The sequence below is a fragment of the Mycobacterium sp. 1245805.9 genome (assembly GCF_001672915.1).
Taxonomy (GTDB): Bacteria; Actinomycetota; Actinomycetes; order Mycobacteriales; family Mycobacteriaceae; genus Mycobacterium.
On sequence record NZ_LZKR01000098.1, the window covers coordinates 17,309 to 27,716 of the forward strand.

Here is a 10,408-nt window from a genome sequence, read left to right on the forward strand (position 1 = left end):
GCGAACCGCACGCGGCGTTACTGACCAAAGGGCTTCTCGGCGACCTGACCGCCGGCGGTCTCGGCGGGCGCCGGGGTGGCCGGGGTGGCACCGGCCGCGGGCGTCCCACCCGCCGGCAGGGCGTCGCCGCGCATCGACGCGCGGATCTGCTCGAGGCGGGAATGACCGGCCATCTGGATGCCGGCCTGCTCGACCTCGAGCATGCGGCCCTGCACGGAGCCCTGGGCGAGTTCGGCCGACCCGATCGCGTTGGCGTAGCGGCGTTCGATCTTCTCGCGAACCTCGTCGAGGTTCGGGGTGGTGCCCGGGGCGGCGATCTCGCTCATCGACCGCAGCGACGCGCTGACCTGTTCCTGCATCTTCGCCTGCTCGAGCTGGCTGAGCAGCTTGGTGCGCTCGGCGATCTTCTGCTGCAGGACCATCGAGTTCTGTTCGACGGCCTTCTTGGCCTGCGACGCGGCGGACAGCGCCTGGTCGTGCAGCGTCTTGAGGTCTTCGACGCTCTGCTCGGCGGTCACCAGCTGCGCCGCGAACGCCTCGGCGGCGTTGTTGTATTCGGTGGCCTTGGCGGCGTCGCCCGCGGCGGTGGCCTGGTCGGCCAGCGTCAGCGCTTGGCGCACGTTGACCTGCAGCTTTTCGATGTCCGCCAGCTGGCGGTTGAGCCGCATCTCGAGCTGACGCTGGTTGCCGATCACCTGCGCCGCCTGCTGCGTCAGCGCCTGGTGTTGGCGCTGCGCCTCCTCGATGGCCTGCTGGATCTGCACTTTGGGGTCGGCGTGCTCGTCAATCTTGGCGTTGAACAGCGCCATGAGGTATTTCCACGCCTTGACGAACGGATTGGCCATCAGTCAGCTCCACCTTCGCTTCTCGTATGCCGGGCAAGCGCCCTGCCGCTCAATTTAATGGGTCGGCGACGATCGCCCCACCCCTGACGCGGGATCGGTCGTCCGGGCGCTCAGGTTCGATTGCCCGGTTCCTTACTCGCGCCGTTCCGGCGCTCGACGTCACCGGGCTAGGCTCGATTGCCCGGTTCCTTACTCGCGCCGTTCCGGCGCTCGACGTCACCGGGGCTAGGCCACGGCCAGCGATGCCACCGGCGGGATGACGACCTTGGTGCTGGCGTCGATGGTGGTGCCGCTCGCCCCGGCGGTCGCCGCGCTGTGGGCCGCGCGTTCCGCACTGGCCATCCGCTCCCCGGCGCCGGTGAGGACCGCCGACAACGGCACCTCCAGGGCATCGCAGATCGCGTTGAGCAGCTCGCTGGACGGCTCCTTGCGGCCGCGCTCCACCTCCGACAGGTATCCGAGGCTCACCCGTGCCGAATCCGAGACCTCCCGCAGCGTCCGGCCCTGTGACGTCCTGGCCCGACGCAACACGTCGCCGATGACCTCGCGCATCAATGGCGGCATCCCGCCCTCCTTCGTCCAGTCAGCCCTGCCCGGACCCTTCAGCAGGCACTCATAGGGGTCAACGCCGGCGAACGCGGCCTGGTTCCCGTTCAGCCGGTCGTCTGGCGAACTCGCCGGACGGTCCTGATCGTCCCGGCGACGTAGTCGATGCCGGTGACCACCGTGAGCACGATCGCGATGCCCATCACCACGGCCGCCACCACCCGCAACGGTCCCGCCAGCGGGAGCACGAACAGCCCGATCGCCAGCGCCTGGACCACCGTCTTGAGCTTGCCGCCCCAGCTCGCCGGGATGACGCCGCGGCGTATCACGGCAAGCCGCAGCAGCGTGACCACGACTTCGCGGGCCATGATCACCACAGTGACCCACCACGCCAGGTCGCCCAGCATCGACAGGCCGATCAGCGCCGACCCGATCAGCGCCTTGTCCGCGATCGGATCGACGAACGCGCCGAATTCGGTCGCCATCCCGTAGTTGCGCGCCAGCAGGCCGTCGAACCGGTCGGTCAGGCAGGCGACGGCGAAAATCACGAAAGCGACTACCCGCCAGACGATTTGGTGGCCGCCCCCGTTGAACAACGCGAACAGGAAGATGGGGACCAGCACCAGGCGCAGCAGCGTCAGGACGTTGGCGAGGTTGGCGATGCGGGCACGGCCAGCCATTCCGGACGTTTCAGGCTGTGCCGACACGGCATCAGAATAACCGTTGACCAGCGCTCCCTTCGCCGTTGCCGATACTGTTACCCGTGACCGAAAGCTCCCACGACCGCGCGCCCGTGGTCCGGCGCGCGCGAACGTCGGACGTTCCCGCGATCAAACACCTCGTCGACACCTACGCCGGGCGCATCCTGCTGGAAAAGAACCTGGTGACGCTGTACGAGGCCGTCCAGGAGTTCTGGGTGGCCGAGGACCCCGACGGCAAGGTGGTCGGCTGCGGTGCGCTGCACGTGCTGTGGGCGGACCTGGGCGAGATCCGCACCGTCGCCGTCGACCCGGCGGTGACCGGCCAGGGCATCGGCCACGCGATCGTCAACCGGTTGCTGGAAGTCGCGCGCGAGCTGCAGTTGGAGCGGCTGTTCGTGCTGACGTTCGAGACCGAGTTCTTCGGCCGGCACGGGTTCACCGAGATCGAGGGCACGCCCGTCACCGCCGAGGTGTACGAGGAGATGTGCCGCTCCTACGACATCGGTGTCGCCGAGTTCCTGGACCTGAGCTATGTCAAACCCAACATCCTCGGCAACTCCCGGATGCTGCTGGTGCTTTAACCCCGCGAGCAGACGGAGAATCGCACAAAACGCGTGCTTCCAGTGCGATTCTGCGTCTGCTCGGCGCTATTCGGGCGCGTCCCCCTCGGAGCCGCCGTCCAGGCCCCGGATCGCGGCCAGCGTCGCCGCCAGCTCGTCGGGCTTGACCAGCACGTCGCGCGCCTTGGAGCCCTCGGACGGCCCGACGATGCCGCGGGTCTCCATCAGGTCCATCAGCCGGCCGGCCTTGGCGAAGCCGACGCGCAGCTTGCGCTGCAGCATCGAGGTCGAGCCGAACTGGCTGGACACCACCAGCTCCACGGCCTGCAGGAACAGGTCCATGTCGTCGCCGATGTCGGGGTCGACGTCGGTGCGTTCGCTGGTCGTCTTGGCGGTGGTGACGCCCTCGGTGTATTCGGGTTCGGCCTGGTCCTTGCACGCGTTGACGACGGCGTGGATCTCGTCGTCGGTGATGAACGCGCCCTGCAGCCGGACGGTCTTGCTGGCGCCCATGGGCAGGAACAGCGCGTCGCCCATGCCGATCAGCTTCTCCGCGCCGGCCTGGTCCAGGATCACCCGGCTGTCGGTGAGCGACGACGTCGCGAACGCCAGCCGGGACGGCACGTTGGTCTTGATCAGACCGGTGACGACGTCGACGGACGGGCGCTGGGTGGCCAGCACCAGGTGGATGCCCGCGGCGCGGGCCTTCTGGGTGATCCGCACGATGGCGTCCTCGACGTCACGCGGGGCGGTCATCATCAGGTCGGCCAGCTCGTCGACGATCGCCACCACGTACGGGTAGGGCCGATACTCGCGCTGGCTGCCCAGCGGGGCCGTGATCGCGCCGGAGCGCACCTTGGCGTTGAAGTCGTCGATGTGGCGCACGCGGGAGGCCTGCATGTCCTGGTAGCGCTGCTCCATCTCCTCGACCAGCCAGGCCAGCGCGGCAGCCGCCTTCTTCGGCTGGGTGATGATCGGGGTGATCAGGTGCGGAATGCCTTCGTAGGGCGTCAGTTCCACCATCTTCGGGTCGATCAGGATCATCCTGACCTCTTCGGGCGTGGCCCGGGTCAGCAGCGACACCAGCATCGAGTTCACGAAGCTGGACTTGCCGGATCCGGTGGAGCCGGCGACCAGCAGGTGCGGCATCTTGGCCAGGTTGGCCGAGATCATCTCGCCCTCGATGTCCTTGCCCAGCCCGATCACCAGCGGGTGGTGGTCGCGGCGGGTCGACGGCGCGGTCAGCACGTCGGCCAGCCGCACCATCTCCCGGTCGGTGTTGGGCACCTCGATGCCGACGGCGGACTTGCCGGGGATCGGGGCCAGCATCCGCACGCTCTCGGTGGCCACCGCGTAGGCGATGTTCTTCTGCAGCGCGGTGATCTTCTCCACCTTCACGCCGGGGCCCAGCTCGACCTCGTAGCGCGTGACGGTGGGTCCGCGGGTGCAGCCGGTGACGGCGGCGTCGACCTTGAACTGGTTGAGCACCTCGCTGATGGCGTCGGCCATGACATTGTTGGCGGCGCTGCGCTTCTTGGGCGGATCGCCGGCGATCAGCAAGCTCAACGCCGGCAGCGTGTAGGGCCCCTCCACCACCCGGTCGACGATCAGGGGCTCCTGCTTCTTGCGGCGACGGCTTCGCCCGGGTTCCGGGATGGTGGGCGTGTCGTCGGCGATCGGTTCGTCGGGGGCGGCCTGCGCGGCGGCGGCCGACGGCCACGCCTGCGGCTCCGGTTCCGGGGACTCGTCGTAGTAGCCGTCGGAGAAGTCGTCGCGGGGCTGGTCGCTGTTGTCGTCGAACTCGTCCGCGTAGTCGTAGGCGACGTCGTCGTCGCCGAGCAGCCGGCCGCCGAACAGGGACCGCACCACGTCGGGCACCTCGCGGATCGTGGTCCCGGTGAGCAGCAGCAGCCCGAACATGAAGCCGATGAACAGCAGCGGCGCGGCGATCCACGGCGTCAACCCGTCCGACAGCGGCCCGCCGATCGCGAAACCGATGAATCCCGCTGCGCGGCGGCGCAATTCGGGGTCCTCGGGCGAGCCGGACCACAGGTGACGCAGGCCGAGCGCCGACAGGGCGATCAGGCTGCCGCCCAGGATGAGTCGCGGGCGCGCCTCGGGATTGGGCTGGGTCCGCATCAGAGTGACCGCCACCGCCGCGGCGACCGCGGGCAGCGCCAGCACGCCCGAGCCGATGAAGGTCCGCAGCAGCGTGTCGACCCACGCGCCGACCGGGCGGGCGGCGTCGAACCACGAGCTCGCGGCGACCACGACGGCGACGCCGAGCAGCACCAGCGCGATCCCGTCGCGCCGGTGTCCGGGATCGATGTCGCGGGCGCGCCCGATGGACCGCGCGGCGCCGCCGGTGCCCCGGGCGGCCATCAGCCAGGTGGCCCGCATGGCGCGGCCGCAGGTCAGCCCCGTGGCGACCAGCAGCGAGGAGTTGCGGCGTTTGGCGGGCCTGCCCGCCTTCTTGCGGGGAGCGGCCGGGCGCGCGCTTCGGGACCTCGCCCGCGAAGGGGCCTTTGACCTGCTCGTTCGGGCTCCGGAGCGGGCGGCGGTCTTACTGGGCATGACGCTCAGGGTAGTCGCAAAAGCCTCATCTACACCACCCGCCACACTGGTAACCGTCGCCGGGCGGCCGCTGCCGCCGATCGGGCCTGGGTAGGGTGGCTAGCGGTGATTTACGTCATGCCGTCACCCACCCCTCTCACCCCCAGGAGGCCCTGAGCATGCCCGTCGTCGTCGTCGCCACCATGACCGTCAAACCCGAATCGGTCGACACCGTCCGCGACATCCTGACCACCGCGGTGTCGGAAGTGCACGAGGAGCCCGGGTGCCAGCTGTACTCGCTGCACCAGACCGGCGAGACCTTCGTCTTCGTCGAGCAGTGGGCCGACGAGGAAGCGCTCAAGGTGCACAGCACCGCGCCGGCGATCGGCAAGTTGTTCGCGGCGGCCGGCGAGCACCTGGCCGGGGCGCCGGACATCAAGATGCTGCAGCCGATTCCCGCCGGCGACCCGGACAAGGGACAGCTGCGCGCGTGACTGGTAACGCCCCGCTGCAAGGAAAGGTCGCGCTGATCACCGGGGCCGCCCGCGGCCAGGGCCGCGCGCACGCGGTGCGGCTGGCCACCGACGGCGCGAACATCATCGCGGTCGACCTGTGCGAGCAGATCGCCAGCGTCCCCTATCCCCTGGCCAGCCCGGACGACCTGGCGGCCACCGTCAAGCTCGTCGAGGACACCGGCGCCCGCATCGTCGCCAAGCAGGCCGACGTCCGCGACCGCGAATCGCTCGCCGCCGCGGTGCAAGCCGGCCTCGACGAGTTCGGGCGGCTGGACATCGTCGTCGCCAACGCCGGCATCGCCCCGATGGCATCCGGCGACGACGGCTGGCGCGACGTCATCGACGTCAACCTCACCGGCGTCTACAACACGATCAAGGTCGCGATCTCGCCCATGGTCAAGCAGGGCAGCGGCGGGTCGATCGTGCTGATCAGTTCGGCCGCCGGGCTGGCCGGCGTGGGCAGTCCCGACGCCGGCTCCGTCGGGTACGCGGCCGCCAAGCACGGCGTGGTGGGCTTGATGCGGGTATACGCGAATCTGCTTGCGGGACATAACATCCGGGTCAACTCGATCCATCCGACCGGCGTCGAAACCCCGATGATCAACAACGAGTTCACTCGGGAGTGGCTGGCCAGGATGGCGTCCCAGACCGACCAGCCGCGCAGCCTGGGCAACGCGCTACCGGTGGAGGTGCTGCAGGCCGAAGACATCGCCAACGCGGTGGCGTGGCTGGTCTCCGACCAGGCCCGCTACATCACCGGCGTCACCCTGCCCGTCGACGCGGGCTTTCTGAACAAGTAGCGGCTCATGGCGCGAAATCCCGCGGCGCAGACGGCGTTCGGCCCTATGGTGTTGGCCGCCGTCGAGCACAACGAGCCGGCCGGGCGCCGCCTGGTGGACGACGACCTCGCGGAACGCTTCCTGCCGGGCCCGCTGCGATTGCTGGCCGGCGCGACGCGCTGGGGCCCGGCCCGCCGCCTGATGATCCGCGGCTCGGAGTTCACCGGCCCCGGGCTGTGGGCGAATCTGGCCTGCCGCAAGCGCTTCATCGGCGACAAGATCGAAGATGCGCTCAGCGACATCGAGGCGGTGGTGATCCTCGGGGCCGGCTTGGACACCCTGGCCTACCGGCTCACCCGGCGGGCCCGGATCCCGGTCTTCGAGGTGGACCTGCCGGTCAACATCGCGCGCAAGGCCAAGACGGTGCGCCGGGTGCTCGGTGAGCCGCCGCCGTCGGTTCGGTTGGTGGCGCTGGACTTCGAGCGGGACGACCTGCTCACCTCGTTGGCCGAGCACGGCTATCGCATCGACCAGCGGGCCTTCTTCGTGTGGGAGGGCGTCACCCAGTACCTCACCGAGGACGCCGTGCGGCGCACCCTGGAGGGACTGCGCGCCGCCGCGCCCGGCAGCCGGTTCGTATTCACCTACGTCCGGCGGGATTTCATCGACGGCCGCAATCTGTACGGCACCCGCACGCTGTACCGCAACGTCCGCGAGCGCCACCAGCTGTGGCACTTCGGCCTGGACCCCGAAGAGGTCGCCGGGTTCATCGGCGAATACGGCTGGCGGCTGGTGGAGCAGGCCGGCCCCGACGAGCTCGTGCAGCGCTACGTGCGGCCCGCCGGGCGCAAACTCGGTGCCTCGCAGGTGGAATGGTCGGCCTACGCGGAGAAGCGCTAGACCTCGATGACCGTCGGCACGATCATCGGCTGCCGGCGGTAGGTCTCGCCCACCCACTTGCCGACCGTGCGGCGCACGCCCTGCGCGATGCGGACGGGATCGGTCACGTTGTCGGCGGCCAGCTGCTCCAGCTCCGCCTCGACCTTGCGCACGGCGGGCTCGAGCGCCTTGGGGTCTTCGGAGAAGCCGCGCGAGATCAGTTGCGGCGCAGCGGCCGGACGGCCGGTGCCGCGCTGCACCACCACGATCACCGCGACGAAGCCCGACGACAGGATGAGCCGCTCGCCCAGGGTGATGTCGCCGACGTCGCCGGTGATCAGCCCGTCGACGAACATCTTGCCCACCGGCACGGCCCCGGCGATGGTGGCCCTGCCGGCCATCAGGTCGACGCTGACGCCGTTCTCCGCCAACAGGATCGAGTCCTCGGGCACCCCGGCGCGCGCCGCCAGCTTGGCGTTGGCGCGCAGCATGCGCCAGGTGCCGTGCACCGGCATCACGTTGCGCGGCCGCACCCCGTTGTAGAGGAAGAGCAGCTCGCCCGCGTACGCGTGGCCGGAAACGTGCACGCGCACTTGCTGGTTGGTGACGACACGGGCGCCGATCTTGGCCAGCTCGTCGATGACGCCGTACACCGCCTCCTCGTTGCCGGGTATCAGCGACGACGACAGGATCACCAGGTCCTCGGACGTCAGCGTGATGCTGCGGTGCTCGCCGCGCGACATCCGCGACAGCGCCGACATCGGCTCGCCTTGGGTGCCGGTGGTGATCAGCACCACCCGCTCGGGCGCCATCATCTCGGCGGCGGAGATGTCGATCAGGTCGGAGTCGTCCACCCGCAGGAAACCCAGCTCCCGCGCGATGCCCATGTTGCGCACCATGGAGCGCCCGACGAACGACACCCGCCGGCCCAAAGCCACTGCGGCGTCGATGATCTGCTGCACCCGGTCCACGTTGGAGGCGAAGCACGCCACGATCACGCGGCCGTCGGCGCCCCGGATCAGCCGGTGCAGCGTCGGGCCCACCTCGCTTTCCGACGGGCCGACGCCGGGGATCTCCGAGTTCGTCGAGTCGCACAGGAACAGGTCCACACCCGCGTCACCCAGCCGGGACATGCCGGGCAGGTCGGTGGGCCGGCCGTCGAGCGGCAGCTGGTCGAGCTTGATGTCACCGGTGTGCAGCACGGTTCCGGCGCCGGTGTGCACGGCGATGGCCAGGGCGTCGGGGATGGAGTGGTTGACGGCGAAGTATTCGCACTGGAAGACCCCGTGCGTGCTGCGCTGTCCCTCGGTGACCTCGACGAAGACCGGCTTGATCCGGTGCTCGCGGCATTTGGCGGCGACCAGCGCCAGGGTGAACTTCGAGCCGACGACCGGGATGTCGGGGCGCAGCTTGAGCAGGAACGGGATCGCCCCGATGTGGTCCTCGTGCGCGTGGGTGAGCACCAGCGCCTCGATGTCCTCGAGCCGGTCCTCGATGTGGCGCAGGTCCGGCAGGATCAGGTCCACGCCGGGCTCGTCGTGGGTGGGAAACATCACCCCGCAGTCGATGATCAGCAGCCGGCCCAGGTGCTCGAAAACCGTCATGTTGCGGCCGATTTCGCTGATGCCGCCCAGCGCGGTGACCCGCAACCCGCCCGGAGCCAGGGGACCCGGTGGGGCGAGTTCCTCGTTCACGTCTGATTCACCTGAGAACCGAGGCCGCGCGCATGTCGGCGGCCAACGCCTCGATCTGCTCCGGCGTCGCCGGCATCTGCGGCAGCCGGGGGTCGCCAACGTCGATGCCCTGCAGCCGCAGACCCGCCTTCGACATGGTCACGCCGCCGAGGCGGGCCATGGCGTTGCACAGCGGGGCGAGGCCGACGTTGATCTTGCGTGCGGTCGCCATGTCGCCGGAGGCGAAGGCGGACAACAACTCCCGCAGCTGGCCCGCCGCCACGTGCGCGATCACGCTGATGAAGCCGGTGGCGCCCATGGCCAGCCACGGCAGGTTCAGCGCGTCGTCGCCGGAGTAGTAGGCCAGCCCGGTTTCGGCGATGATCTGGCCACCGCTGTGCAGGTCGGCCTTCGCGTCCTTGATCCCGACGATGTTCGGGTGGGCGGCCAGCGCACGGATGGTCTCGGTCTGGATCGGTATCACCGAGCGCGGCGGGATGTCGTAGAGCAGCACCGGCAGCTCGGTCGCGTCGGCGACGGCGGTGAAGTGCGCGATCAGCCCGCTCTGCGGCGGCTTCGAGTAGTACGGCGTGACGACCAGCAGCCCGTGCGCGCCCTCGGCCGCGCAGGCCTTGGCCAGCCGGACGCTGTGAGCCGTGTCATAGGTGCCCGCTCCGGCGATGACGCGGGCCCGATCGCCCACCGCCTCCAGCACGGCGCGCAGCAGCTCGAGCTTCTCGTCGTCGGTGGTGGTCGGCGACTCGCCGGTGGTGCCGGAGACGACCAGGCCGTCGCACCCCCCGTCCACCAGGTGGTTTGCCAGGTGCGCCGCGGCCTTGGTGTCCAGGGCGCCATCGGCGGCGAAGGGCGTCACCATCGCGGTCAGCAGGGTTCCCAACCGGGCGGGGGCGTCGAATCCGACGGTGCTCACGGTGTTCAGGTTACCTGGCGGTACCAAACGCAATTAGCCGCCGCGCTGGCTGCGCCGCCTCACGCTTCGGTGGGCTCAGGCCGGATTGCCGCCTCAGCCTTCCCCGGCTGCGCCGCCTCAGGCTTCGGTGGCCAGCGGGCTGGTGGCGACCTCGGTGCCGTCGGCCAGGGTGGAGACCTCGAAGTCGGCGAACACCGCGGGCGCCAATCCGACGAGCTGGCGCAGGCACTCGATCGCCAAGCGCCGGATCTCCACGTCGGCGTGCTCGCTGGCGCGCATGGCGATGAAGTGCCGCCACGCGCGGTAGTTCCCGGTGACGACGATGCGGGTCTCGGTCGCGTTGGGCAGCACCGCGCGGGCGGCCTGGCGCGCCTGCTTGCGCCTCAACACCGCGCTTGGCTGATCGGCGAACTTGGCCTCCAGCTT

11 protein-coding genes are annotated in these 10,408 nt (G+C 69.8%); 4 read left to right on the forward strand and 7 right to left on the reverse strand.

The genetic code is table 11. From position 1 onward, the window contains the following. Positions 1-17 precede the first annotated feature (17 nt). The 3 genes from pspA to pgsA form a co-directional block, all read right to left on the reverse strand. Complete coding sequence (pspA, locus tag A9X00_RS14355) at positions 18-845, reverse strand: phage shock protein PspA (protein WP_067154247.1); 828 nt, start codon at positions 843-845, stop codon at positions 18-20. A gap of 225 nt (positions 846-1,070) precedes the next feature. After that, on the reverse strand, positions 1,071-1,409 hold the full coding sequence (gene clgR, locus A9X00_RS14360) for a transcriptional regulator ClgR (RefSeq protein WP_067154249.1): 339 nt from the start codon (positions 1,407-1,409) through the stop codon (positions 1,071-1,073). 89 nt (positions 1,410-1,498) lie between these two features. Continuing rightward, positions 1,499-2,071: a CDP-diacylglycerol--glycerol-3-phosphate 3-phosphatidyltransferase gene (pgsA, locus tag A9X00_RS14365; protein WP_067154252.1), complete on the reverse strand. Its 573-nt coding sequence runs from the start codon at positions 2,069-2,071 to the stop codon at positions 1,499-1,501. Positions 2,072-2,154: 83 nt separating this feature from the next. Between pgsA and A9X00_RS14370 the strand changes: the two genes are divergently transcribed. Further along, positions 2,155-2,673, forward strand: coding sequence for an amino-acid N-acetyltransferase (locus A9X00_RS14370; RefSeq protein ID WP_197515166.1), 519 nt, complete (start codon positions 2,155-2,157; stop codon positions 2,671-2,673). Between the two features lie 66 nt (positions 2,674-2,739). Here A9X00_RS14370 and A9X00_RS14375 read toward each other — a convergent pair whose 3' ends face one another. Next, positions 2,740-5,226 (reverse strand): DNA translocase FtsK, encoded by a 2,487-nt coding sequence (locus tag A9X00_RS14375; protein WP_082975232.1) that lies wholly within the window; start codon positions 5,224-5,226, stop codon positions 2,740-2,742. A gap of 158 nt (positions 5,227-5,384) precedes the next feature. Between A9X00_RS14375 and A9X00_RS14385 the strand changes: the two genes are divergently transcribed. The 3 genes from A9X00_RS14385 to A9X00_RS14395 are packed head-to-tail and all read left to right on the forward strand — an operon-like array spanning position 5,385 to position 7,399. Further along, positions 5,385-5,699: a putative quinol monooxygenase gene (locus tag A9X00_RS14385; RefSeq protein WP_067154261.1), complete on the forward strand. Its 315-nt coding sequence runs from the start codon at positions 5,385-5,387 to the stop codon at positions 5,697-5,699. Next, on the forward strand, positions 5,696-6,520 hold the full coding sequence (locus tag A9X00_RS14390; protein WP_067154265.1) for a mycofactocin-coupled SDR family oxidoreductase: 825 nt from the start codon (positions 5,696-5,698) through the stop codon (positions 6,518-6,520). The genes A9X00_RS14385 and A9X00_RS14390 overlap by 4 nt, the downstream gene beginning before the upstream one ends. Before the next feature lie 6 nt (positions 6,521-6,526). Then, the gene (locus tag A9X00_RS14395) at positions 6,527-7,399 is read left to right on the forward strand and encodes an SAM-dependent methyltransferase (RefSeq protein WP_067154269.1); all 873 of its coding nucleotides are present in this window, start codon (positions 6,527-6,529) and stop codon (positions 7,397-7,399) included. On the opposite strand, the gene A9X00_RS14400 is transcribed toward A9X00_RS14395, so the two are convergent. The 3 genes from A9X00_RS14400 to A9X00_RS14410 form a co-directional block, all read right to left on the reverse strand. Beyond that, a complete protein-coding gene (locus tag A9X00_RS14400; protein WP_067154272.1) occupies positions 7,396-9,072 on the reverse strand; it encodes a ribonuclease J in 1,677 nt (558 codons plus the stop codon). The genes A9X00_RS14395 and A9X00_RS14400 overlap by 4 nt on opposite strands. A gap of 7 nt (positions 9,073-9,079) precedes the next feature. Beyond that, the gene (gene dapA, locus A9X00_RS14405; RefSeq protein ID WP_067154275.1) at positions 9,080-9,982 is read right to left on the reverse strand and encodes a 4-hydroxy-tetrahydrodipicolinate synthase; all 903 of its coding nucleotides are present in this window, start codon (positions 9,980-9,982) and stop codon (positions 9,080-9,082) included. Between the two features lie 117 nt (positions 9,983-10,099). Next, the coding region (locus A9X00_RS14410) for an FAD-dependent thymidylate synthase (RefSeq protein WP_197515167.1) at positions 10,100-10,408 on the reverse strand (309 nt) is incomplete at its 5' end.